The 24,506-nt window shown below is 71.8% G+C and carries 22 protein-coding genes; 6 read left to right on the forward strand and 16 right to left on the reverse strand.

Translation table 11 applies throughout. The features are described from left to right. Window positions 1–66 precede the first annotated feature (66 nt). Together RR49_RS03520 and rraA are read right to left on the reverse strand one after the other, a co-directional pair. The gene (locus tag RR49_RS03520; RefSeq protein ID WP_045246688.1) at window positions 67–447 is read right to left on the reverse strand and encodes a VOC family protein; all 381 of its coding nucleotides are present in this window, start codon (window positions 445–447) and stop codon (window positions 67–69) included. A gap of 91 nt (window positions 448–538) precedes the next feature. After that, window positions 539–1,006 carry a ribonuclease E activity regulator RraA gene (gene rraA, locus RR49_RS03525; RefSeq protein WP_045246689.1) on the reverse strand — a complete coding sequence of 156 codons (468 nt, stop codon included), beginning with the start codon at window positions 1,004–1,006 and terminating at the stop codon, window positions 539–541. A gap of 176 nt (window positions 1,007–1,182) precedes the next feature. Here rraA and RR49_RS03530 point away from each other — a divergent pair, with 176 nt between their 5' ends. Further along, window positions 1,183–1,764 carry a nitroreductase family protein gene (locus RR49_RS03530; RefSeq protein ID WP_045246690.1) on the forward strand — a complete coding sequence of 194 codons (582 nt, stop codon included), beginning with the start codon at window positions 1,183–1,185 and terminating at the stop codon, window positions 1,762–1,764. Window positions 1,765–1,892: 128 nt separating this feature from the next. On the opposite strand, the gene RR49_RS03535 is transcribed toward RR49_RS03530, so the two are convergent. Further along, window positions 1,893–4,091: an ATP-dependent Clp protease ATP-binding subunit gene (locus RR49_RS03535; protein ID WP_048809304.1), complete on the reverse strand. Its 2,199-nt coding sequence runs from the start codon at window positions 4,089–4,091 to the stop codon at window positions 1,893–1,895. A 146-nt stretch (window positions 4,092–4,237) separates the two neighbouring features. Here RR49_RS03535 and RR49_RS03540 point away from each other — a divergent pair, with 146 nt between their 5' ends. Then, a complete protein-coding gene (locus tag RR49_RS03540) occupies window positions 4,238–5,278 on the forward strand; it encodes an agmatine deiminase family protein (protein ID WP_045246691.1) in 1,041 nt (346 codons plus the stop codon). Next, window positions 5,275–6,978, forward strand: a complete 1,704-nt coding sequence (locus RR49_RS03545; protein ID WP_045246692.1) for an amidase — start codon at window positions 5,275–5,277, stop codon at window positions 6,976–6,978. The genes RR49_RS03540 and RR49_RS03545 overlap by 4 nt, the downstream gene beginning before the upstream one ends. A gap of 60 nt (window positions 6,979–7,038) precedes the next feature. Here RR49_RS03545 and RR49_RS03550 read toward each other — a convergent pair whose 3' ends face one another. The 10 genes from RR49_RS03550 to RR49_RS03595 all read right to left on the reverse strand — a co-directional run bounded on the left by RR49_RS03550 (window position 7,039) and on the right by RR49_RS03595 (window position 18,091). Then, window positions 7,039–7,671 carry a DUF1989 domain-containing protein gene (locus RR49_RS03550; protein ID WP_045246693.1) on the reverse strand — a complete coding sequence of 211 codons (633 nt, stop codon included), beginning with the start codon at window positions 7,669–7,671 and terminating at the stop codon, window positions 7,039–7,041. Between the two features lie 35 nt (window positions 7,672–7,706). After that, the gene (locus RR49_RS03555) at window positions 7,707–9,245 is read right to left on the reverse strand and encodes a hydantoinase B/oxoprolinase family protein (protein ID WP_045246694.1); all 1,539 of its coding nucleotides are present in this window, start codon (window positions 9,243–9,245) and stop codon (window positions 7,707–7,709) included. A gap of 11 nt (window positions 9,246–9,256) precedes the next feature. Beyond that, complete coding sequence (locus RR49_RS03560; RefSeq protein ID WP_045246695.1) at window positions 9,257–10,159, reverse strand: hypothetical protein; 903 nt, start codon at window positions 10,157–10,159, stop codon at window positions 9,257–9,259. Next, entirely contained in the window at window positions 10,156–12,249 is a 2,094-nt protein-coding gene (locus RR49_RS03565) for a hydantoinase/oxoprolinase family protein (protein ID WP_045246696.1), read from the reverse strand. Before RR49_RS03565 ends, RR49_RS03560 begins: the two co-directional genes overlap by 4 nt. A 100-nt stretch (window positions 12,250–12,349) precedes the next feature. Beyond that, window positions 12,350–13,390: a hypothetical protein gene (locus RR49_RS03570; protein ID WP_045246697.1), complete on the reverse strand. Its 1,041-nt coding sequence runs from the start codon at window positions 13,388–13,390 to the stop codon at window positions 12,350–12,352. After that, a complete protein-coding gene (locus RR49_RS03575) occupies window positions 13,387–14,229 on the reverse strand; it encodes a hypothetical protein (protein WP_211255135.1) in 843 nt (280 codons plus the stop codon). Before RR49_RS03575 ends, RR49_RS03570 begins: the two co-directional genes overlap by 4 nt. A 1-nt stretch (window position 14,230) precedes the next feature. Further along, window positions 14,231–15,586 (reverse strand): winged helix-turn-helix domain-containing protein, encoded by a 1,356-nt coding sequence (locus tag RR49_RS15075; RefSeq protein ID WP_048809306.1) that lies wholly within the window; start codon window positions 15,584–15,586, stop codon window positions 14,231–14,233. Window positions 15,587–15,588: 2 nt separating this feature from the next. Further along, the gene (locus RR49_RS03585) at window positions 15,589–16,362 is read right to left on the reverse strand and encodes an amino acid ABC transporter ATP-binding protein (protein ID WP_045246699.1); all 774 of its coding nucleotides are present in this window, start codon (window positions 16,360–16,362) and stop codon (window positions 15,589–15,591) included. Beyond that, window positions 16,341–17,249 (reverse strand): amino acid ABC transporter permease, encoded by a 909-nt coding sequence (locus RR49_RS03590; protein WP_045246700.1) that lies wholly within the window; start codon window positions 17,247–17,249, stop codon window positions 16,341–16,343. The genes RR49_RS03585 and RR49_RS03590 overlap by 22 nt, the downstream gene beginning before the upstream one ends. Beyond that, window positions 17,249–18,091 carry an ABC transporter substrate-binding protein gene (locus RR49_RS03595; protein WP_048809307.1) on the reverse strand — a complete coding sequence of 281 codons (843 nt, stop codon included), beginning with the start codon at window positions 18,089–18,091 and terminating at the stop codon, window positions 17,249–17,251. Before RR49_RS03595 ends, RR49_RS03590 begins: the two co-directional genes overlap by 1 nt. A gap of 249 nt (window positions 18,092–18,340) precedes the next feature. Between RR49_RS03595 and RR49_RS15080 the strand changes: the two genes are divergently transcribed. Continuing rightward, on the forward strand, window positions 18,341–19,468 hold the full coding sequence (locus RR49_RS15080; RefSeq protein WP_048809308.1) for a pyridoxal phosphate-dependent aminotransferase: 1,128 nt from the start codon (window positions 18,341–18,343) through the stop codon (window positions 19,466–19,468). On the opposite strand, the gene RR49_RS03605 is transcribed toward RR49_RS15080, so the two are convergent. After that, window positions 19,469–20,452, reverse strand: a complete 984-nt coding sequence (locus tag RR49_RS03605; protein ID WP_045246701.1) for a GlxA family transcriptional regulator — start codon at window positions 20,450–20,452, stop codon at window positions 19,469–19,471. It lies immediately after the preceding gene. A 108-nt stretch (window positions 20,453–20,560) separates the two neighbouring features. Between RR49_RS03605 and RR49_RS03610 the strand changes: the two genes are divergently transcribed. Next, window positions 20,561–20,767, forward strand: a complete 207-nt coding sequence (locus RR49_RS03610; protein WP_045246702.1) for a hypothetical protein — start codon at window positions 20,561–20,563, stop codon at window positions 20,765–20,767. Here the strand turns inward: RR49_RS03610 and RR49_RS03615 are convergent. Next, window positions 20,740–21,915, reverse strand: coding sequence for a glycosyltransferase (locus tag RR49_RS03615; RefSeq protein ID WP_048809309.1), 1,176 nt, complete (start codon window positions 21,913–21,915; stop codon window positions 20,740–20,742). The genes RR49_RS03610 and RR49_RS03615 overlap by 28 nt on opposite strands. Before the next feature lie 11 nt (window positions 21,916–21,926). Continuing rightward, window positions 21,927–23,030: a glycosyltransferase family 4 protein gene (locus tag RR49_RS03620; RefSeq protein WP_045246704.1), complete on the reverse strand. Its 1,104-nt coding sequence runs from the start codon at window positions 23,028–23,030 to the stop codon at window positions 21,927–21,929. A 62-nt stretch (window positions 23,031–23,092) separates the two neighbouring features. Between RR49_RS03620 and RR49_RS03625 the strand changes: the two genes are divergently transcribed. Continuing rightward, the gene (locus RR49_RS03625; protein ID WP_045246705.1) at window positions 23,093–24,460 is read left to right on the forward strand and encodes a DUF2252 domain-containing protein; all 1,368 of its coding nucleotides are present in this window, start codon (window positions 23,093–23,095) and stop codon (window positions 24,458–24,460) included. The last annotated feature ends 46 nt before the right edge of the window (window positions 24,461–24,506 follow it).

Raw genomic sequence — 24,506 nt, forward strand, 5'->3', positions numbered from 1 at the left:
AAGGCGGCGGGAAGAGGGGGAGCGAGTGGGGCGATCGCTCGCAGAGCGCCGAAGCGCCAGCGAGCGCTAGCTGCGCGAGAGCACGGCCAGCACGTTGCCGGCGGGGTCGCGGAACCAGGCGATGTCGGGGCCCCAGCCCCGCACGATGCCCTTCGCATCGGACGGCACCTGGTCGTCGGGATAGATCTTCGTCTCGACGCCGCGGGCACGCAGGTCGTCGACCGCGGCATCCACGTCGTCGACCGAGAAGTTCATGATCGTGAAGCTCGCCGGCTCGTGGTTGGGTTTCGAGTACGCGAGCACCCGGCCGCCGGAGGGCAGCGTGATGTCGAGGAAGCCCATCGCGTTCACCTCGACGTCGAGCCCCAGCGTGTCGCCGTAGAAGACCCGAGCCGCCTCGACGTCGTCGACGCTGAATCCGCTGAACGCCCCTTCGGTCGTGAACACGGCCGCCTCCTTCGCGCGCGGGGAACTCGAACGCCTCCACACTGCTCCGCGCCGGCCGCGCTGTAAAGGGCGGGGAATGCCGCGGCCCCCCTCAGCGCTCGACGAGCACGCCGTCGGCGTCGGCCCAGACGTGCAGTCCCGGCTCGAACACGACCCCGCCGATCACGATCGGCACGTCGACCTCGCCGACGCCGTCCTTCGCGGACTTTCGCGGGTTCGAGCCGAGCGCCTTGACGCCCAGGTCGAGGCCGCCGATCGCCTCACGGTCACGGATCGCGCCGAACACGATGATGCCCGCCCACCCGTTCGCAACGGCGGATGCCGCAATGAGGTCGCCGACGAGCGCCGACTCCAGCGACCCTCCCCCGTCGACGACGAGCACCGCCCCGTCGCCGGGCGTCGCGAGCGTCGCCTTCACGAGGGCGTTGTCGCGGTGGCAGCGGATCGTGCGCACGGGCCCGTCGAACGCGGTGCGCCCGCCGATGTCCTGGAACGGCACCGACAGCGAATCAAGGTCGTCGCCGCGCTCGTCGTAGAGGTCGGCTGTCGCGATGGTCATGCGCCCACGGTACGGGCCGGATGCCGCGGCATCCGCTCTGTTGCGCGGGGAAGATCGTCGATCCTTCTGTATCGGTCAATGACGACCTGTGCGTACCTGGGAACACCTCATCGCGCCATGCTGTTGGATGCACTGGGCCGACGATGTCCCGCGCCATCCGATTCCGAGGAGCAGACATGTCTCAGTCCATCGCGCATCCTGCGCTCATCGAGGCCCCCGTGCTCGACGTCTTCGCCGAGCGCTGGAGCACCCGCATCTTCGACGCCACCGCCGTCATCGACGAGGACGCCCTGCGCAGCGTGCTCGAGGCCGCGCGCTGGGCGCCGTCCGCGTCGAACACGCAGCCGTGGCACTTCATCGTGGGCCGCCGCGGCACCGACACCCACGCCAAGCTCTTCGACGGGCTGCTCGACTTCAACCAGGCCTGGGCGGGCACCGCCTCGGTGCTGATCGCGTTCGTCACCGAGACCGAGCGCGACGGCAGGGCGCTGCCGTGGAGCGAGTACGACCTCGGCCAGTCCGCCGCGTTCCTCACCGTGCAGGCCCACGCGGAGGGACTCGCCACCCACCAGATGGGCGGCATCGACCGCGCCAAGCTGCGGGCGGCGTTCGACCTGCCCGCGACCTACGAGCCCGTCTCGATCATGGCGGTCGGCACGCTCGGCGACCCGCAGCTCGCCTCCGAGCAGTTGCGCGAGCGCGAGGCCGCGCCGCGTGTGCGCAACTCGCTCGAGGGCATCCTCATCGCGAACGACTGAGCCGCGGCATCCGTCGCACGACACCCGAGACCCCCGGCGCCGACGCGGCGCGCGGGGGTCTCGACGTTCGGAAGGACGACGCCCCCGTCGCCCGCAGAGCGGGCGGCGGGGGCGCGGAGGCCGGGCGCTCAGTCCTCGATGATCGCCTCGATGACGTCGCCCTCGTCGTCGGCGGCGGGCGCCTGGCCGTCGCTCGTCAGCACGAGCTGCGAGCCCGCGGCATCCACGTCGACACGTACCACGTCACCGTCGTGCACGCGTCCGGAGAGGATCGCCATCGCGAGGCGGTCCTGGATCTCCGACTGGATGAGGCGGCGCAGCGGACGCGCGCCGAACACCGGGTCGTATCCGCGCTCGGCCAGCCAGGTGCGGGCGTCGGGGGTCACGGCGAGGGTGAGGCGCCGCTCCTTCAGCCTGCGCTGCAGGGCGTCGACCGACAGTTCGACGATCTGGGCGAGGTCGTCCTCGGTGAGCGCCTGGAAGATCACGACGTCATCGAGACGGTTGACGAACTCGGGACGGAACGCCTGGCGCACGAGCGCCTGCACCTGCTCCCGCTTCTCGTCGGGGGTGAGCAGCGGGTCGATCAGGATCGGCGAGCCGAGGTTCGACGTCAGGATCAGGATCACGTTCGTGAAGTCGACGGTGCGGCCCTGGCCGTCGGTGAGGCGGCCGTCGTCCATGACCTGCAGCAGCACGTCGAACACCTCGGGGTGCGCCTTCTCGACCTCGTCGAGCAGCACGACGCTGTAGGGGCGCCGACGCACGGCCTCGGTGAGCTGACCGCCCTGCTCGTAGCCGACGTATCCCGGAGGGGCGCCGACCAGGCGCGACACCGAGTGCTTCTCGCCGTACTCCGACATGTCGATGCGCACCATGGCGCGCTCGTCGTCGAAGAGGAACTCGGCGAGCGCCTTCGCGAGCTCGGTCTTGCCGACACCGGTCGGCCCGAGGAACAGGAACGATCCGGTCGGGCGGTTCGGGTCGCTGATGCCGGCGCGCGAGCGGCGCACCGCGTCGGACACCGTGCGCACGGCCGGCTTCTGGCCGATGAGCCGCCGGCCGAGCTCGGCCTCGAGGTGCACGAGCTTCTCGGTCTCGCCCTGCAGCAGGCGCCCCACCGGGATGCCCGTCCACGCGGCGATCACGGCAGCGATGTCCTCGTCGGTCACCTGGTCGCCGACCATGCGCTCATCGGTCGACTCGGCCTGCTCGGCGGCGACGAGCTCGCGCTCGAGCGCCGGGATCTCGGCGTACAGCAGCCGCGACGCCTTCTCGAGGTTGCCCTCGCGCTGGGCGCGCTCCGCCTCGACGCGGGCGGCGTCGAGGCGGGTCTTGAGGTCGCCGACGCGGTTGAGCGAGGCGCGCTCGCGCTCCCACCGGGCCTGCAGCTCGGTGAGTCGGGACTCCTCGGCGGCGAGGTCGGTGCGCAGCTTCTCGAGACGCTCCTTCGAGGCCGCGTCCTTCTCCTTCTTGAGGGCGAGCTCTTCGAGCTTGAGCCGGTCGACGTGGCGGCGCAGCTCGTCGATCTCGAGCGGAGCGGAGTCGATCTCCATGCGCAGCCGCGACGCGGCCTCGTCGATCAGGTAGATGGCCTTGTCGGGCAGCTGGCGCGAGGGCAGGTAGCGGTTCGAGAGGGATGCCGCGGCCACCAGCGCCCCGTCGGCGATGGCCACCTTGTGGTGGGCCTCGTAGCGCTCCTTGAGTCCGCGCAGGATCGCGATCGTGTCCTCGACGCTCGGCTCGCCGACGTAGACCTGCTGGAAGCGGCGCTCGAGTGCGGCATCCTTCTCGATGAACTCGCGGTACTCGTCGAGGGTGGTGGCGCCGATGAGGCGCAGCTCACCGCGGGCGAGCATGGGCTTGAGCATGTTGGATGCCGCGACCGACCCTTCGCCGCCGCCGGCACCCATGAGCACATGCAGCTCGTCGATGAAGGTGATGACGCGTCCCTCGGACTCGGTGATCTCCTTCAGCACGCTCTTGAGGCGCTCCTCGAACTGACCGCGGTACATCGCGCCGGCGACGAGGGCGGAGATGTCGAGGGAGACGAGCTCCTTGTTCTTGAGCGACTCGGCGACGTCGCCCGCGACGATGCGCTGGGCGAGGCCTTCGACGACCGCGGTCTTGCCGACGCCGGGCTCGCCGATGAGGACAGGGTTGTTCTTGGTGCGTCGGGTGAGCACCTGGCTGACGCGGCGGATCTCGCTGTCGCGTCCGATGACGGGGTCGAGCTTGCCCTGGCGGGCGCGCTCGGTGAGGTTGATGCCGAACTGCTCGAGGGCGCTCTGCGCCTCCTCCTGGCCCGGCTGCTGTGTGGCGTTCACGATGCTCCTGAAGTTCGCTGCTCAAAGTTGAGTCTTACGCGCTCAAGTTTAGCACTCGCGGATGTCGAGCGCTACGGGGCGGGCCGGAGGTATCGTGCCCCGAGGGGTGCGTCGACCCGCGCGCCCACGCGAACGAACGGACGCCCATGGCCTGGCGCATGCCCTCCGAAACCGCCCCGCACGACCGCACCTGGATGGCCTTCCCGGTCGAGGGCGTCACCCTGGGCGACACCGACGCGCTGCGCGAGGAGGGCTACCGCGCGTGGACCGACGTCGCACTCGCCATCGCCGAGTTCGAGCCGGTCACGATGGTCGTCGACCCGTCCGAGACCGCGCGGGCGCGGCGCCTGCTGGGCGGCGCGGTCGAGATCGTCGAGGCCCCGCTCGACGAGTTCTGGATCCGCGACTTCGGCCCCACTTTCGTCGTCGACGCCGACCGACCCGGCGCGCTCGGCGCCGTCGACTGGGTGTTCAACGGCTGGGGCTCCCCCGACTGGGCGAACGCGGCGCTCTCGAACGAGATCGCCGGCATCGTCGCCGCCCTCGTCGGCGCCGAGCGCATCCCGTCGCTGCTGGTGAACGAGGGCGGCGGCATCCACGTCGACGGCGAGGGCACCGTGCTCGCGACCGACACCGTGCAGCTCGGCGCGGAGCGAAACCCGTTCGCGACCCGCGAGCGCGTCGAGGCGGAGTTCGCGCGCACCCTCGGCACCACCCGCACGGTGTGGCTGCCCTGCGGCCTCACCCGCGACTACGACCGCTTCGGCACGAAGGGCCACGTCGACATCGTCGCCACGATCCCCTCGCCCGGCCGCCTGCTGCTGCACGACCAGCGGGATGCGGGGCACCCCGACCACGCGGTCACCCGCGACCTCGTCGACCTGCTGTCGCAGGAGACGGATGCCGCGGGCCGCCCCTTCGAGATCGTGCGCCTTCCCGCCCCGTCGACGCTCCGCGACGCGCACGGCGTCGTCGACTGGAGCTACGTCAACCACCTCGTCGTCAACGGCGGCGTGATCGCGTGCGGCTTCGGCGACGAGCGCGCGGACGCCGACGCGCGGGCGATCCTCGCCGAGGCCTACCCGGGCCGCCGCGTCGTCTCGGTAGAGTCGCGTCCGATCTTCGATCGGGGCGGCGGCATCCACTGCATCACGCAGCAGCAGCCCTCCCTCGGCGCGTCGGCATGATCGACGTCGTCGAGGCGTCGATCGCCGAGCTGCGGTCGGCCCTCGAGGACGGCCGCACGACGAGCGTCGCGCTCGTCGACGCCTACCTCGCGCGCATCGCCGCCTACGACGCCCCCGGCACCCCCACCGCACTCAACGCCCTCGTCGTGGCGAACCCCGACGCGCGGGCGGAGGCCGCGGCATCCGATGCCCGACGCGCCCGCGGCGAGGGACGCGGGCCGCTCGAGGGCATCCCGTACACCGCGAAGGACAGCTACCTGGTGCGCGGCCTCACCGCGGCGGCAGGCAGCCCCGCGTTCGCCGACCTCGTCGCGCAGCGTGACGCGTTCACGATCGAGCGGCTGCGGGGTGCGGGCGCGATCTGCCTCGGCCTGACCAACATGCCGCCGATGGCCAACGGCGGCATGCAGCGCGGGGTCTACGGGCGGGCCGAGAGCCCGTATGACGCCGACCACCTGACGGCGCCGTTCGGCTCCGGCTCGTCGAACGGCTCCGGCACGGCGACCGCCGCGAGCTTCGCCGCGTTCGGGCTCGGCGAGGAGACCTGGTCGAGCGGGCGCGGCCCGGCCTCCCACAACGCGCTCTGCGCCTACACACCCTCGCGCGGGGTGATCTCGGTGCGCGGCAACTGGCCGCTCGTGCCCACGATGGACGTCGTCGTCCCCCACACCCGCACGATGGCCGACCTGCTCGAGGTGCTCGACGTCATCGTCGCCGACGACCCCGAGACGCGCGGCGACCTGTGGCGCACCCAGAGATGGGTGACGATCCCCGCGGCATCCGCCGTGCGCCCCGCCTCCTACCCCGCTCTCGCCCACGGCACCGACGTCCTGCAGGGAGTCACCGTCGGCGTGCCCCGCATGTACATCAACGCCGACCCCGATGCCGGCACCGCCGCATCCCCGGGGATCGGCGGCTCCACCGGGCGCCGCATCGTCACCCGCGACAGCGTGATCGCGCTGTGGCAGGCGGCGCGCGCCGACCTCGAGGCGCACGGCGCGCGGGTCGTCGAGGTCGACCTGCCCGTCGTCAGCAACTACGAGGGCGACCGGCCCGGGGCATCCACCATCGCCACCCGCGGACTCGTGTCGCCCGCCTATCTGCGGCGCGAGATCGTCGACCTGTCGGCGTGGGCGATGGAGGAGTTCCTCGCGGCGAACGGCGACCCGGCGCTGCACTCGCTCGCCGGCGTCGACGGCCACCGCATCTTCCCGGCCCCGCCCGGCGCGCTGCCCGACCGCTACGACGGGTTCGAGGACGACCTCGTCACCTACCCCGACTGGGTGCGCGCGCACCCCGGCGCCGGGTGGGAGGGCATGCCCGAGCTCGAGGACGGCCTGCGCGGACTCGAGGAGACCCGACGCATCGACCTCGAGCAGTGGATGGACGCCCAGGGCCTCGACGTGCTCGCCTTCCCCGCCGTCGCCGACATCGCACGCGCCGACATGGACGTGAACCCCGCCTCGGCCGACGCCGGCTGGGCCAACGGCGTCTGGGTCGCGAACGGCAACCTGGCGATCCGGCACCTCGGCATCCCGACCGTCACCGTGCCGATGGGGCTGCTCGCCGACATCCGCATGCCCGTCGGACTCACGTTCGCCGGCCGCGCCTACGACGACGAGCGGATGCTGCGCCTCGCCGCCGCGTTCGAGGCGATCCGGCCGCGGCGCGTGGCGCCGCCGCGCACGCCCGCGCTCTGACGCGGATGGGGCGGGCGCGCCGGTCGCCCGGCACGGCCCGCCCCATCGGCGTGCGGCGCGTCAGGCCACCGTCACCTGCATCGGCGTCACGTGGAACGCGTTGCACGGGTTGTGCTCCTCCGGGCAGTTCGACAGACCCACGTAGAGGTCGTCGAGCGCTTCGAGCACGATGCAGTCGCCGGCCTTCGTCGTCGGCTCGACGATCTCCATGCGTCCGTCGGCGTGATGGATGATGTTCATGAAGAGCGAGATGCACTGGTCGGGGTTGATCTTCGTCTCGTCCAGACCCAGCTCGCGCCAGTCGCCGACGAGGTTGTCGAGGCATCCCCAGGTCTCCTCGACCCCGTAGCGGATCGAGTTCGAGTACTTCGAGCAGTAGCCGCCGGTCATGTTGTGGATGCCGTTGTCGTCGCGCACCACGCGGAACATCGGGCGGCAGCGGTCGGAGTAGATCGTGTACCCCTCGTTGAGGTCCCACTTGCCCGAGCTCACGCGCGTGAACATCGCCGACAGGCGCTCGTCGGGGTCGGAGACCATCGAGGCGATGAAGTCCATGACCTGCTGCCCCTCGAGGTCGGTGATCGTGAGGGTCTGCCCCCTGCGGAGGGCCAGCGCGAGGCGCTCCTTGGGAGCGAGCACGGTGGAGCCCGGCTCCGCCCAGGCGATCGTGGTCGTGTCGTGTGCGTCAGTCATGTGTGTTCCTTCGTCCGTCGTCGTCAACAGGTCTGTCATCGGGCGCCGTATCCGCCGCCGCCCGGAGTGCGCATGAGGATGCGGGATCCCGGCGCCCAGCGGATGCGCCCCTTGGGTTCCGCGACATCGCCGCCGTCGACCCGCAGCACTCCCGGGGCGCCGTCGCCGCCGCCGGCGAGACCCGGCGCGGCGTGCTCGATGCGCTCCGTCAGGAAGATCACGTCGAGCGGGGCGTCGTGCCGAGACACCAGCGCGACCTCCTGGCCGTCGCCGCCGCGCCACGCGCCCTCGCCGCCCGAGCCGCGCACGATCGACTTCGACTCGACGAGCACGGGAGCCTGGCTCTCGACGATCTCGACGGGCGTGTTCGACACGTTGCTCGGCGTCGACAGCGTCGCGTAGCCGGCCTGGCCGCGCGCGGCGCCCTGACCGCCGTTGAAGCACAGCAGCGAGGCGAACGGACCGGTCTCCTTCTCGCCGCGGATGCCGACCACCCAGAAGGGCGTGCCGGCGGCCGCCGAGACCCGGTCGGGCAGCACGTCGGCGAGCGCGCGGGAGAGCACCGAGGGGATGGCGTGCGCGGGGAAGTTGGCGCTCACCGCCGCGTTCGTTCGCGGGTTCAGCAGCGACCCTTCCGGCACGCGGATCGCGATGGGGCGCAGGGCGCCCTCGTTGTTCGGCAGCTCGGGTGCCAGCAGGCACGCGAGCCCGTACCGGGTGTAGCCGAACGTCGGCGAGGCGGAGTTGATGCCGAACGTCGACTGGCGCGAGGTGCCCTCGTAGTCGACGGTCATCGAATCGCCGTGCACCTCGACCGAGACCACGATCGTCTTCGGCTCCTCGAAGCCGTCGAGATCGATCGAGGCCGCGTAGTGGCCGTCGGGGATCTCGGCGATCGAGGCGCGCACCGCGCGCTCGGTGGCGTCGCAGATGTGGGCCGCGGCCTCGTCGAGATCGAGCCCCGCGTCGCTGTCGAGCAGCGCCGTCACGCGGCGCTCGCCCAGCGCGTTCGCGGCGATGAGCGCGTCGACGTCGCCAAGCACCTGCGCGGGAACCCGCACGTTCGCGGCGAGGATGCGGCGCACGAGGGCGTTCGGCACGCCCGCTTCCACAAGCTTCACGGGCGGCAGGCAGAAGCCCTCTTCGAACGCATCCTGCGCGAACGCGCCCTCTGAGGTGCCGCCGATGTCGGAGAGATGGCAGATCGAGGCGACGTAGGCCACGATGCGACCGTCGCGGAAGACGGGGGTGGCCGCGGTCAGGTCGGGCAGGTGCGTGTTGCCGTAGCGCGGCGAGTTGGTGGCGATCACGTCGCCCGGCCGCAGGTTGTGCTCGCCGAGCTCCGCCACCATCGCGCGCACGGTGCCCGCGACGGTTCCGGTGAACACGGGCACCGAGCGCCCGTACTCGACGAGCAGGTCGCCGCGCGCGGTGAGCACGGCGCAGGCCAGGTCGTTCGACTCCCGCACCACCGAGCTGAAGGCGGTGCGCAGCAGCACCGCCGCCATCTCATCGGCGACGGAGATGAGTCGCTGCCAGACGATCTGCAGCGTCGCTGCATCCCACTGGGTCATGGTGTGTACTCCTAGAACTCAGGCGTGTCGGAGGCTGTCGCCTCGGGGAAATGGCGCTCGAGCAGCTGGCGATCGAGCAGGATCTGTCGGACGATGCCCGCGACGACGGCCGGGGTGGGCGCGTCGTCCGAGAAGTCCTGGGCGGCGTTACCGGCCTTCAGATAGACCGGGGCGGCGACCCGCACGAACTCGGGCACGTCGTAGCCGCGCACGAAGCCGCCGGTCGAACGGGGGTTGTCGGTGTGCAGGTCGAGTGCGACCGCGGTCGTCGCGCGCACGGCGGCGAGCATCGCGACATCCAGATCGCGCTGCAGGTTGACCGAGTCGGCACCCGCATCGGCAAGCAGCAGCGCATGGGCGGGGTTGGCGGCACCCATGTTCGAGGATGCCTTCAGCCGCACCTCGGCGGGAAGCTCCCCCGCCGCGCGCAGCCGCGCGAGCACATGCAGCAGCCCCTCGTCGAACACGAGGAACCCGCGCACGCCCAGCTCGACCGCGTGCAGCACGTCCTCGAGGCCCTGCGCGAGCTGTTCCCCGCCGCGCAGGCGGTAGGCGCTGGCCGCCGCCACCGGACCGGCGGCGAACTTCTGGCCGCCGATGTCGTAGGTGCCGCGCGGCCCCACGGCCATCCGCAGTTGGATGCCGCGCCCCGCCGCCTCGTTCACGAGGTCGACGATCTCGTGAACGAGGTAGCGCATCGTGCCGACGGTGTTCGTCGCCTGGTGGAGACGCGCCCCGTCGCGGCGCAGCGCGTCGTCGATCGCGGCGACGGCCGCGGCATCGAGCGCGCCCGCGACCTCCCACTTGTACCAGCCGCCGTCGGCGAAGCGTTCGGTGCTCGTGGCGGGCTCACCACCGCGACCGGTGGAGATCCCGAGTCCGGCGAGCAGGCCCTCGGCCCGCTCGAGGCTCATGAGAGCGCCCCGCTCAGCGCCGCGGCATCCGCCGTCTCGGGGCGTCGCACCGCGATCTCGACGTGCAGGTTGCCGTGCTGATCGAGCCAGGCGATGTCGTCGGGGCCGACGACCGCGGTGCTCTCGGGCAGCTGGAGGATCGCGGGGCCCGTCACCCGCTCCTCGGGCGGGAGTGAGAGCATGCGCCGCACCGGCACCTCGACCAGACCCGTCTCGGCGAACCAGGCGGTGCGGGTGCGGGTGCGCTCCTCGCTGGCGTCGGGGCTCACCGTGCGGGTGAGGGTCGGCACGGTGAACGGCCCGTAGACCCGCACGCGCCAGGTGACGATCTCGATGCGTTCGTAGTCGGGTGTGACGCCGTAGATGTGCTCGTACTCGCGCACGAAGCGATCCCGGTAGCCCGCGGGGTCGTCGCCGTCGCCGACGGCCACCTCGATCTCGAAGCCCTGCCCGAGGAAGCGCATCTCGACGAACCGGTCGATGCGGGCGACATCGGTGCCGAGTTCGCGCTGGGCCTGGGCGACGAGGTCGGCGTAGATCGCCTCGACCGCCGCGGCGTCCCAGTCGCGCAGCTCGAGCAGGCGCGTGCGCGACTCCTCGACCATCGGCGGGGCCACGAGAAGACCGGTCGCCGAGAGCACGCCCGCGGCGGCCGGGATCACCACGTGGGACACCCCGAGGATGCGGGCGATGCGCGCCGCATGCACCGGGGCGGCACCGCCGAAGGCGACCATCGGGAAGGTGCGCGGGTCGTGCCCGTGCTCGGTCGCGTGCACCTGCACGGCGAGAGCCATGTGCTCGTCGACGACCCGGGCGATGCCGGCCGCCGCGGCCACCGGGTCGTGACCGAACGCGGAGCCGAGTCGCGACACCATCGCCTGACGGGATGCCGCGGCATCCAGTGTCATGCGACCGCCGAGGAAGTAGTCGGGGTCGAGGTAGCCGAGCACGATGTCGGCGTCGGTGACGGTGGGTTCCTCGCCGCCGAGTCCGTAGCCGGCGGGTCCGGGGCGTGAGCCTGCCGAGTGGGGGCCGACCTTCAGCAGGCCGAGCCCGTCGAGCGCGGCGATCGAGCCGCCACCCGCGCCGATCTCGATCATGTCGACGACGGGCATCGACACCGGGAGCCCCGAGCCCTGCTTCAGCCGGTGCACGCGCCCGACCTCGAAGCCGTTGCGCACGGTCGGCTCGCCGCCCTCCACGATGCAGACCTTCGCGGTGGTGCCGCCCATGTCGAAGGCGATGAGGCGGTCCATGCCGAGCTGGGCGCCGACATAGGCGGCGCCGATCGCTCCGGCCGCCGGGCCCGATTCGAGCAGGCGGATCGGGTAGGCGCGGGCGGTCGCGGTGGTGACGACACCGCCGTTGGACTGCATGAGCATGAGCGACTGGTCGATGCCGAGCGTCGTGAGCGCACGCTCGATGTCCTCGAAGTGCTCGCCGGCGATCGGGCGCACGTAGGCGTTGGCGAGCGTCGTGACGGTGCGCTCATACTCGCGGATCACGGGCACGAGATGTCCCGAGAGCGTGACGGGGACATCGGGGAGCCGCTCGGCGAGGATCTCGGCGATCGTCTCCTCATGGGCGGCGTCGACGTAGGAGTGCAGCAGGCACACCGCGATCGACTCCACGCCGGCCGCGGCGAGCTCGTCGGCGATGCGCTCGACGTCGGCGCGGTCGAGCGGGGTGAGCACCTCGCCGCGGGGGCCGCGGCGCTCGGTGACCTCGAACCGCTCGGTCGGCGCCACGAGGGGGTCGGGCAGCTGCAGGCGCGGGTCGTAGAGGTCGTAGCGCCATTCGCGTCCGATCTCGAGCACGTCGCCGAAGCCCCGGGTCGTCACGAGCGCCGTCTTCGCGCCGCGACGCTCGATGAGCGCGTTGGTCACGAGGGTGGTGGCACCCACGACGGCGGAGTCGATCGCGTCGGTGTGGTGGTCGGCGTCGGCGAGCACCTGGGAGATGCCCGCGGCGATGGCGCGGCTGAAGTCGTCGTAGGTGGTGAGGGCCTTGCCGAGCCAGGTGCGCCCGGTGGTCTCGTCGAGCAGGACGATGTCGGTGAACGTCCCGCCGATGTCGAAGCTGGCTTTCATGAGTGTCTTTCGGTCGGAGAGGGGTCGATGTGTCGGGGGCGCATCGACGCTGTCGGGGGTCGCGCGGGGATGAGGATCGTCGCGATCTCGATCACGGATGTCACAGGGTCACCGCCGCGGTCATGAGCACCGGCGGCACGACCAGGCCGAGCTGTCCGGCGCGCTGCACGGTGACGAGGGCGCCCACGGCGGCGCTGCGCCGCACGGCGAGGTCGTACACGAGTCCGGCGGCGGCGCCGAGGGCGATCCCCGCGACGAGGGCAGCGGCGATCGCGATCGGCGCGGGCCCCGCGACGGCGGCGACGATGCCACCGGCACCGATCGCGAGCAGCACCGCGAGGGCGGTGGGAAGCCGGCGGGCACGGCCGGCGCCGACGAGCAGGCGGGCGGCACCGGCCGAGAGCATCACGGTGCCCGCCGAGAGGCCGGCGACGAGGCTCGCGCCGCCCGCGAGCCTCGCGATCTCGCCGGGGAGCGTGGACGTGAACAGGGCCAAGATGCCGTTGGCGGCGAAGACGGCGGCGGCCAGCGTCACCACGCGGCCGGCGGACGGCGTCACGGAGACCGGCACAGCGATCGTCGACGCCGACGCGGCGGGTGCGGCCGAGCCGGCGTCGCCGGGCGTGAGCAGCGCAGCGGCCGCGACGACGGCGGCGAGCGCGAGCGCCCCGACGAGGAAGACCTGCGAGGCGGAGAGGCCCGCAGCGGCCAGCAGCCCGGCCGAGAGCGATCCGAGCCCGACGCCGCCGAACACCGCGGCCGTCACCCCGGCCGATCCGGCGCGGGAGGACACGACGACCAGGGATGCCGCCGCCACCACGACCCCGAGCGCGGCCCCGCAGACAACGCGCGCCGCGAGAAGCACCCCGAGCTGGTCGAGCGGCGCGATCACCAGCAGCGCGGCGCCCGCGGCATCCAGCACGACACCCACGACCACGATCGCCACCAGGCTCCGCCGTCGGGCGGCGCGCGCGGCGACGGTCATGCCGCCGATCGACGCGAGTCCGTGGCCGGAGAAGAGCAGCGCGGTCGCCCAGGGCGTGCCGGTCGCCGAGACGATGTGCGTGTAGAACGCGCTCGGCAGCGCCGAGAACGCGCCGACGACGGTGAGCGCCGTCGCGGTCCACCCGGTGCGGCTCACCATCGGTCCCTCACGTTCTGCGGCTCGCCGAGGGCCACGCTCGCCAGCGCCACGTCGGTGACCGCCGAACCGGCCTGATCGATCAGCACCGCCCCGTCGGGCGCCGGATCGAGTCCCGCGACGAGGCGCGCGAGCCCGCCCACCTCGTGCGCGGTGCTGCGGTCGTCGATCAGAGTCGCGTGAGCGGTCTCCCACACGCGGGCGCCGTCGAGGCAGACGACGGCCGCGCCCGGGGCGAGATCTGCGACGGATGCCACGGCGCCGCCGGCGCCCGTCGCGCTCACCGCGAGCACGGCGTCGGCCAGGGCGTCCCTGCCTCCGACGACGACCTCACCCGGGAGCGCCGCACGCGCACGGTCGCCTGCGGCGTCCGAGCGCACGAGCACCCGCCACGACCGCACGCCGTGGAGGGTGGCGAGCATGTCGGCGACGGCCCGGTTGGTCGGACCGAACCCGAGGAGCGCGACGGGGGAGGCGGCATCCGCGCGACCCAGCGCCTCGATCGCGGCGACGGCCGCCGCCGCGGTGCGCAGCCGCGTCGGCAGCATGCCGCGCAGCACCGCGGTCGGCGCCGAGCCGTCGGCGGGACCCGCGAGGATCGTCGACGTCGAGCGTCCGGCGCCGCCCTCGGCGGGAACGTACGACGCCCACTTCGAGATCGCCCAGCCGAGCGCCGGGACCACCGCCGAGATCGACAGGAAGAAGCCGCCGCCCGCGGCGGGGAGCATCTGCTTCGCGGCCTGCGACGCCTCACCGCGCCCGAGGGCGGCGAGGGCTGCCGTGCAGGCGTCCACGAGCGCGCGGTCGTCGACCGCGGCACGCACCTCGGCGTCGGTCACCTCACGCACGCGACGCCTCCCGGGGGTCGAGTCCGACGGCGGCTGTGGGCGAGACCGCCCCGAGCGCGAGCGACACGATCGTCGCCACCGTGCGGAAGAAGCCCGCCACCGCCGGGCTGAAGGCCTTCGGCGAGCGGCTGAGGAACGCGAGATCGCCCCAGATGCGGCCGCCGGTGTGCAGGGGGAAGAGCACGCACGCGTGCAGGTCCTCGGCGGTCGACATGCGGGCGGTCACCGGGAAGCGCCCCGACAGGTTCGACATGTCGCTGAGCTGCACGGTCTGCCCGCTGCGGTACACGTGCGATCCGATGAACGCGTTGTTGACCGGATGGCCCGTGGCGATCGTCTGCCGCCAACGGGCCGACATCCCGGCGCTCGCGATGAGGGTCGCCCGGGGGTCGTCGCTCGTCCCGCCGTCGAGGCGGAAGACGGTCGAGGCGTCGGCGAATCCGCGCGACACGGCCCAGGTGACCGTCGTGTCGGCGACCGCATCGACACTGCCGGCCGCAGCGAGCGCGTCGGCGAGGGCGCCGAGCGCGTCGGTCTGGGAGGTCAGGCGGGCCAGGGCGGCGCGCATGCGATCCTCGTTGCGGTTGTCGCCGATCTCGGCGGTCGCGGGGAGGAAGCGGTAGCCGACCCCGCGCACGGACGCGATCCACCGGGGGTCGCCGGACGGGTCGCCGAGCTTCTTGCGCAGGCGGGTGATCGCGAGACGCAGTGCGTTCTGGGCGTCGTCGTCGCCCCACTCCCACAGCTGCTGCACGAGTTCCTCGTGGGAGACGACGCGGCCGCTGTTCGACATGAGCGCGGTGAGCAGCTCGAACTCGTGCCGGCTGAGAGCGAGGTCGTCGCCATCGAGGGTGCAGCTGCGGGTAGCGACGTCGAGCGCGAGACCCTCGGCCTGGAGCCACCGCACGCGCAGGCTCTCCTCGCCCGAACGGGCGCGCACGAGGGCGAGGAGGCGCGCACTGAACTCCCGCGGCGAGACGGTCCTCCCGACCACGATGTTCGCGCCGGCGTCGAGCAGCACGAGCTCGACGTCGTCGCGCACGTCGACGTCGACGACGGCGATGGGTGTCTGCCCCGCGGTGCGGAGCACGTTCACGGCCGCGGCGATCCAGTCGATGCTCGATCCGCTGACGAGGATGAGCCGCGCATCCCGCTCGGTCGCGGCATGCGCGGCCGGCACCGGCGCACCGACCGCGACCGTCGGCCACGCGGCGCGACCGATCTTCACCCGCAACGCCGCCGCGGGACTCCCCGGTTCGGCGCAGAGCACGACGGGTCCGAGCAGCTCGGCGTCACGGGCGGTCAGGCCGCCGGTGACGAGGGAGGCGAGAGTCGGCGAGGGAGCCATGGTCAGAGCACCTTCGACAGGAAGGCACGCGTGCGCTCGTGCTGCGGGTTGCCGAGCACCTCGGCCGGCGTGCCGATCTCGACGATCTCGCCGCCCGACATGAACGCGATGCGCCCGGCCACTTCGCGGGCGAAGGCCATCTCGTGGGTGACGACGATCATCGTCATGCCGCTGCGGGCGAGGTCGCGCATGACGTCGAGCACCTCGCCGACGAGCTCGGGGTCAAGCGCCGAGGTGGGCTCGTCGAAGAGCATGAGCTTCGGGCGCATGGCGAGGCCGCGGGCGATGGCGACGCGCTGCTGCTGCCCGCCGGAGAGCGTGCGCGGGTACGCATCCTCTTTGTGCGCCATCCCGACCCGGTCGAGCAGATCGCGCGCGGTCGCCGTGGCCGTGGCACGGTCGAGCCGGCGCACGCGCATCGGCGCCTCGATGACGTTCTCGAGAACGGTCAGGTGCGGGAACAGGTTGAAGTGCTGGAACACCATGCCGATGTCGGTGCGCTGGGCATTGATGCGCCGCGGCGACAGCTCGTGCAAGCGGCCGTCGGCGCGCTCCTCGTAGCCGATGAGGTGGTCGCCGACGTACACGCGACCGCGATCGGGGCGTTCGAGGTGGTTGACGCACCGCAGCAGGGTCGACTTGCCCGACCCCGACGCCCCGATCAGGCAGACGACCTCGCCCGCGGCGACGTCGAGGTCGATGCCCGAGAGCACCTCGACGTGGCCGAACGACTTGTGGATGTTGCGCAGGCGGACTAGCGCTTCGCGATCAGCCATCGCGACCACCTCCTCGAGGATGTGCCGTGGGCGCCGACGGAGCGGAACCCGACGCCGAGGCGTCGCTCGAGCAGATGCTCGAGCCCGGTCAGGATCGTCACGACGACGAGGTACCAGATGCAGACGACGATCAGCACGGGGATCGTCTGATAGGTGCGGGCGTAGATCAGCTGACCGCTGTAGAGCAGCTCGGGCAGCGCGATGACGCTCACGACCGACGAGTACTTCAGCAGCCCGATCGCCTCATTCGCGGCGGGCGGCACGATCACGCGCATGGCCTGCGGCAGGATGATGCGGCGGAACGCGGTGGCGCGACCGATCGCGAGCGCGTCCGCGGCCTCCGACTGGCCTTTGTCGACCGACACGATGCCCGACCGGATGATCTCCGCGAGGTAGGCGGCCTCGTTCAGGGAGAGGCCGAGGATCGCGGCGGTCCACGGCGTGATGAGGGTGTTGGTGTCGATCGACCAGAGGGTCGGGCCGAACGGCACCCCGATCACGACGTCGGGGATGATGATCGCCAGGTTGTACCAGAGGATGATCTGCACGAGAACGGGCGTGCCTCGGAAGAACCAGATGTAGACGCCCGCAGCCCCGCCCAGCAGACCGCTGGAGGAGAGCCGCATGACGGCGAGTGCGAGGCCGATGACCAGCGCGATGACCATGCCGACGAGGGTCAGCAGCAGCGTGGTGCCGAGCCCCGAGAGGATGCGAGGGTCGAACAGGTACTGCAGGACGACGTTCCACTCGTAGTGCGGGTTTGTGAGGAACGACCACGCGACCGAGAGGACGACGACCGCCACGACGGCGATGCCGAGCCATCGCCACCGCCGAGGGCGGGGGACGATGACGTCGGCATCGGCCGCCGTGCGAGGGGTGTCGCTCATCAGAAGGGCGACCCGTTGACGATCGGGGCGGTCAGGCCACGGGACGGAACGCCCCACTTGTCGAGGATCGAGGCGTACGTGCCGTCAGCCATGATCTCGGTGAACGCCGTCTCGACCTCGGCGGTCAGCGCGCTGCCCTTCGGGAACGCCGCGGCGAAGTAGCCCTCGTTCTGGTAGCCGCCCGAGACCTTGAGTCCGCTGGCGCTCTTCATGATGTAGGCGTTGGCGGCGGAGTCGTTCGGGGTGACGTCGATACGCTTGGAGGTGAGGGCGAGCACGACGGCGTTGAGGTCCGAGTACTCGTTGACGGTGATCGCCGCCTTGCCCTCGGAGGTGCACTTCTCGGAGGCGGTCGCGAGGAGCGAGCCTTCGATGGCGCCCGACGGGATGCCGACGGTCACGCCGCAGAGGTCGTTCATGTCGGTGATGTCGCGGTAGTCCGACCGGGTGAGGAAGTTGTTCTCCGCCTTGAGGTAGTCGACGAAGTCGACGCTCTTCTGGCGTTCCTTGGTGTCGAACATGCCGGTGAGAGCCATGTCGAAGCGTCCCGAGGTGAGGCCGGGGATGATCGTGTCGAATCCGGCGCTCTGGAACTGAATCGTGCGGCCGAGCTTGGTCGAGAGGGCGGCGGCCAGGTCGACGTTGATGCCCTCCCACGTCGAACCGTCGCTGCCGGTGAAGTTGTAGGGCAGCAGCGACGGGTCGGCGGCGGCGATGATGACGTCGCCGGAGGTGGTGGAGGACGTGGCCTGAGGCGAGCCGGCGGCGCAGGCCGACAGCGCGAGGGCCGACAGGGCGGCGACGGCGAGTGCCGGGATGCCGCGGCGGATGGTGGATCTCACGGGTGCTCCTCGAGTCATGAGGCGGTGGATGTGGGAAGCGGTGCCCGCCCGGTCCGGGTCGACGAAGGGCGTGATGACAGGAGAACCCGTGAATGTTTCGTCCAGATGTCCGTGGCAGTCGCTTTCCGGTTTCCGAGCGCGATACCGACACGGAGACGACATGGAGCGGCTCCTACGATGTCGATATCCGAGCCTCCCCGACACGTTCCCGACTGTCGCCGCGGCCCTCACGATGATCGAAGGCACCCCATGACCTCACCCACGCCCACGAGCGGTTCCGATGCCGTCGCCCGCATGATGACGACGTCGACGGTGGCCGGGGCGATCGATCTGGCGATCGGCGAGCCGGACCAGCCGCTCCCGCAGGAACTGGCGGATGCCGCGGCCCGCGCCTTCCGCGACGGCCGCACCGGCTACACCCCGAAGCTCGGACTCCCTGAGCTTCGGGCCCTCATCGCGGCCGACACGACCAGTTCCTCCGGTCGCGTCCCGGTCGAGGACGTGGTGGTCACGGTGGGCGGCACGGGTGCGGTGGCCGTCGCCCTGATCGTCGGGGGCACGGCAGGTGTGGTCATCCCCGACCCGGCGTGGCCGAACGACCTGGTGCTCGCCGAGCAGCTCGGACTCCCCGTCGCCCGCTACCGCCAGGGACCGTCCGGTGACGACTTCTTCGCCCTCGACGAGATCGAGCAGGCGCTGCGCGCCGGCTTCCGGCTCGTCGTCGCCAACTCGCCCTCGAACCCGACGGGCGCGGTCGCGTCGGCCGCCGCGATGGCGGCGCTGGTCGCTCTCGTCGAGCGCTACGACGCGCGCATCCTCTCCGACGAGGCCTACGAGTCGATCGTGTTCGACGGGGGTCGCGCCGCGTCGCCGCTCGACGTCGGCGGCCGCGATGTCACGTTCGCCGCGCGCACCTTCTCGAAGCGGTTCTCGATGACGGGACTGCGGCTCGGCTCGTTGGTCGCGCCCGCGGAGGCGCGGCTCGCCGTCGCGGCGGTGCACGGCACGACGGTCGGGTGCGCGCCGATCACCGCGCAGATCGTCGGCGCCACGGCTCTCGAGCGACTCCCCGACCGCGGCACAGAGCTCTCCGCGATCTACCGGGCTCGGTACGAGAACGCCGCAGCGGCACTGCCCGGCCGCCTCGCGTCGGTCACTCCGTCGGGCCTCGGCGGCTTCTACCTCTGGCTCGACGTCCGCGACACCGGCCGCTCGGGTGCGGCCCTCGCCGACGAGCTCGCCGCCCGCGGCGTGCTCGTCTCCGCCGGCACCGTCTACTCCCCCGAGGACGGCTTCCTGCGCGCCTCGCTCACGGCTCCCGACGGGGCGCTCGCCACGGCGTGGCAGACGATCGACGAGGTGCTCGGGGCATCCTGATCAGGCGGCGGATGCCGCGGCATCCGCCCTCTCGTCGGGGCACGAGAAGCGCGATCGGTAGGCGCTCGGGCTGAGTCCGAGCGTGCGCACGAAGTTCTGGCGCAGCACGGCCGCCGAGCCGAAGCCGCTCTCGTCGGCGATGCGGTCGATGCCGTGGTCGGTGCGCTCGAGCAGCCGCTGCGCGTGCAGCACCCGCTGCCGGGCGAGCCAGGCCGCCGGCGTCGCACCGAGGTCCTGCTTGAAGCGCCGCGCGAACGTGCGGGTCGACATGTGGGCACGCGCGGCGAGCTGATCGACGGTCAGGTCGAGGTGCAGGTTCGCGAGCATCCAGTCGGTGACTGGCGCGAGCGAGAGCGAGGCGACGGCGGGCAGCGGCTGCGAGATGAACTGCGCCTGGCCGCCGTCGCGCTGCGGGGGCACGACCATCCGGCGGGCGATGGTGTTGGTGACCTCGGCACCGAGCTCGATACGCAACAGGTGCAGGCAGGCGTCGAGGCCGGCCGCGGTGCCCGCGCTCGTGATGATCGTGTCGTCCTGGACGTAGAGCACGTCGGGGTCGAGGTCGACGGCCGGGTAGAGCCGGGTCATCTCGGTCGCGTACTTCCAGTGGGTGGTGGCCCGCCGACCGTCGAGCACGCCCGCGGCGGCGAGCACGAACGCGCCCGAGCAGACGCTCAGGAGCCACGCACGACGGGCGGCGGCCGCCTGCACCACGGCGGCGACCCGCGGGTCGATGCGGGACCAGGATGCGCGCGGCACAGGGGTGACGACGACGAGGTCGGCGGTCTCGGCGAAGGTGAGGTCGTCGACGACGTTGATGCTGAAGCCGAGATTCGACGGGATCGCCCCGGGGTCGGGGGCGCAGATGCGGAACTCGAACGGCTCGATGCCGTCGTCACTGCGGTCGAGGCCGAACGCCTCGCAGGCGAGTCCGAACTCGAACGGCGCGAAGCCGGGCTGCACGATCACGGCGACGGTTCTCATGGGGCATCCTCTCGGGCGCCGCGACCCGCGCGGCTGTGGCAGAAAGCATACGCTCTCTGTCCATTCTGCCACTTTTGGCGTGATCACGACGACCGTAGCGTGAGAGCCATGATCCTCCTCGTGCTGCTCGCGCTCCTCGGCCTCGCGGCCGCCCTCTGGACGGTCGTCGAGGTGATCCGCGGCGACAGCCGCCCGGTGCGCACCGACTGGTCGCGCCTGCCCGACCGCGATGACAGGGCCGCGGTCATCCCGCGTGCACGGCGTCCGCGCCGGGGCGCGCGGCGTGCTCAGGCTTCGACGGGCTCGCCGCGGTAGAGCTTCTCGAACGTCGAGAGGGTGCGCTGGATGTCGTGCACCTTCACCCCGTCGAGCGAGGCCTGCTGCAGCCGGCGGCGCTCGGCGGCATCCGCCGTGAGCACCGTCGTGAGCTTCGCGGCGAAGTCCTCCGCGCTCGTCGGATCGAACAGATAGCCGTTCTCGCCGTCGTGCACGAGATGCGGCAGCGCCATCGCGTCGGCGGCCACGACGGGCAGGCCCGAGGCCATGGCCTCCATCGTCGCGATCGACTGCAGCTCGGCGATCGAGGGCATGGCGAACACGCTGGCGCGCGTGTAGATGCGCCGCAGCTCGTCGTCGTCGACGCGGCCGTAGAAGTGCACCCGCCCGTCGAGGCCCTGCTCGTGCGCGACGAGCTCGAGCTGCTTGCGCTGGTCGCCGCCGCCGACGATGTCGACGTGCACGTCGAGGGCCGGGTCGAGCAACGCGACCGCTTTGAACAGCAGGTCGATCTGCTTCTCGCGGGTGAGGCGACCCACGAACAGCACCCGGTTCTCGGTGCGCGGCTCGAGGTCGGCGGTGTAGTTGCCGGCGTCGATGCCGCAGCTGATCGGGATGACCCCCTGCAGGTCGATCGCGGCCACCAGGAAGTCCGCCGCGCGCTTCGTGGGGGTCGTCACCGCGCGCGCCAGGTCGAAGGTGCGGCGGGCGTCATCCCAGGCCAGCTTCACGAAGAGCCTGTCGAGCAGCGGGGGCAGGGTCGTGAAGTCGAGGATGTTCTCGGCCATCACGTGGTTCGTCGCGATCACGGGGATGCCGCGCTGCGACGCGATGCGCGCAAGCCCCCGCCCGATCACGATGTGCGACTGGATGTGCACCACGTCAGGCTTCACCGCGTCGAGCACCTGACGGGCGTAGTGCTTCGCCAGCCACGGCCATACGAAGCGCAGCCAGTCGTGCGGGTACCAGCGCCAGGACGGCAGTCGGTGCACGGTGACGTTCTCCCCCTCGATGACCTCGACCCGGGGGCCGTGATCGCGGTGGGTGATGCTGGGGGCCATCACGTGCACGTCGTGTCCACGCGCGACAAGGCCCGCGGCGAGGCGCTCGGCGAACCGGGCCGCACCGTTCACATCGGGTGAGAAGGTGTCGCAGCCGATGAGGATCGTCAGGGGTCTGTCGGACACGGAAGTCGAGCCTACCTGGCGCCCCGGACGGATCCCGGGTGATCGACGAGGGAAGACGCGACGTCCAGGAGTGTCTCAGCCGAGCGCCGCCACGAATAGCGGGCGACATGCGCGCGGCCCGCGGCGATGACCTCGGCGCGGTGCGCAGGATCGTCGAGTCGCCGCACGGCGCGCGCGACCGACCCCGGATCGTGAGGGTCGAAGTACTCCGCACCGGGGCCGGCGACCTCGCGGAAGATCGGCAGATCGGATGCCGCGACCGGCACGCCGATCCCGAGTGCTTCGGCGAGCGGCAGCCCGAAGCCCTCGTCGAGGCTCGCCGAGACGAGCACGGAGCCGTCGGCGAGCGCACGGGCGTACTGCTCGTCGCTCACGCCGCCGGCGAACTCGACCCGCGCGCCGGGCGGCACGAGCGCCTCGAGCTCGGCGCGGCGCGCCGGGCCGATGCGGCTCAGCAGCTGCAGCGTCTTGTCGGGCAGGTGGGCCATCGCCGCGATGAGCGTCTCGACGTTCTTGTAGCCCATGAACGAGCCCATGTAGACGAGGTGCGACGGAGTGGCCGCGGCATCCGCCTCGGTGTCGAGGAACGCGCCCAGGTCGTCGGGGGCGTTCGGGATGACCACGACCGGACGCTTCGTGAGCCGCACCCGCGCGAACTCGTCGCGGCTGGTCTCGCTCACCGTCGCGACGACGTCGGCGGCGTTGAGCGTCACCCGCTGCGGCACGTAGGAGAGGTGGAACAGCCGCCACCCGAGCCGCACGAGCGGAGAGAACTCGGCGGGCGGCGTGCGGTGCCGATAGTAGATCGTGTCGTGGAGGGTCAGGATGAGCCGGAACCGCCGGCCGATCGTGCCCATCGTCTGCATCGGCGAGAACACCACGTCGGGCTCGTAAGCGTTGAGGATGCGGGCGGTGAACGGCTCCTTCGCCGAGGTCGGCGCGTGCAGGAACAGGTGCTCGACGCCGTCGGGGAGCACGGCGAGCTGCTCCGGGTCGTGCACGAGGAACGTCACGTCGGCGAGCTCGGCGATCGCGGTCGCCAGCCCCGCGGAGTAGCGGCTGATGCCGTCGTGTCCGTGCGGGCGGATGTACCGCGCGTCGAAGAAGAATCGCATGCGCCCCAAGCCCCTCTCGTCGATCCAGACTAAAGGAGGCCCTGTGGTGCCAAGATGTGCGCATGCCGCTCGATGCACCCCTGCCGTCCACCGCCGACCTCCACGCCCGGGGCGTCGAGGAGCGGCGCGCCACCGCCCGTCGCGACCTCGCGACACTCACGGTCGCGACCCGTGATCCGCTGGGCATCCTCGCGGCGCAGAACGAGACCCGCATCCCCGATCTCATCGGGCTACGGGCCGAGCGCATGTCGACCGACCCGTTCGCCTTCTACCGGGGCACGGCCGCACTCATGGCGGCAGATCTCGCCGACGACCCCCACTCGGGCATCGTGGTCGCCTCCTGCGGCGACGCGCATGTGGCGAACTTCGGCTTCTACGCCTCGCCCCAACGCACGCTCGTGTTCGACCTGAACGACTTCGACGAGGCCGCGTGGGCGCCGTGGGAGTGGGATGTGAAGCGCCTGGTGACGAGCATCGTCGTCGGCGGTCGCCACACCTCGCGCGACGCCGCCGTGACCGAGCGGGCCGCGCGCGCCGCCGTCGGCGCCTACCTCGCGACGCTGCGCCGACTCACCGCACTCAGCGCCCGTGAGCGGTATTCGCTGCACCTCGACCCGAAGAAGGGCATGGGCGCTCTCGCCAAGACGTCGCGGAAGGCGCTGGCGGCGGCGATGTCCGACGCGCTGCGGCGCACCGGCGACCGCGCCGCGCGCCGCTGGACGACGACGGATGCCGCGGGCCGCGCGGTGTTCGTCGAGGCCCCGCCCACCATGACCCACGTCGACGACGAGATCGAGGAGCGCGCACGGAGCCTGTACGGCGCCTACCAGCGCTCGGCGAGCGTCGACATCGCGCTGCTGCTGCAGCACTACGCGGTCGCCGACGTCGCCCGCCGCGTGGTCGGCGTCGGCTCCGTCGGCACGCGCTGCTACCTCGCCGCGCTCGAGGACGGCGACGGCCGCGTCATGCTCCTGCAGATGAAGCAGGCAGGTCCCAGCGTGCTCGAGCAGTACGGCCGCATCGAGCAGCCGTTCACCCTGCGCGCGAGCATCGCCGACGGAGGCCAGGGTGCCCGTGTGGTGTCGCTGCAGCGCATCCAGCAGGCCTTCAGCGACCCGTTCCTCGGGTACGTGCAGGCGCCGGCCGGCGACTACTACGTGCGCCAGTTCCACGACCTGAAGGGCAGCATCGACACCGACACCCTCGAGGACGTGTCGTTCGTGGAGTACGCCCAGGCGTGCGGCGGGGTGCTCGCCCGCGCCCACGCGCAGGACCCGGTGGCGGCGGAGATCGTCGGCTACGCGGGCAACGGCCGCCAGGTGACCGACGCGATCCTCGAGTGGTCGCTCGCGTACGCGAACCTCTCGGCCGCCGACTTCCGCGACTTCGTGTCCGCGAACGCGGCCCCGAGCGACCCGGTCGCCGCCTGAGAGCGGATGCCGCGGCATCCGTCTCACTCGGTGTGACGTAACGACG

The organism is Microbacterium ginsengisoli, from assembly GCF_000956535.1.
GTDB classification, from domain to species: Bacteria; Actinomycetota; Actinomycetes; order Actinomycetales; family Microbacteriaceae; genus Microbacterium; species Microbacterium ginsengisoli.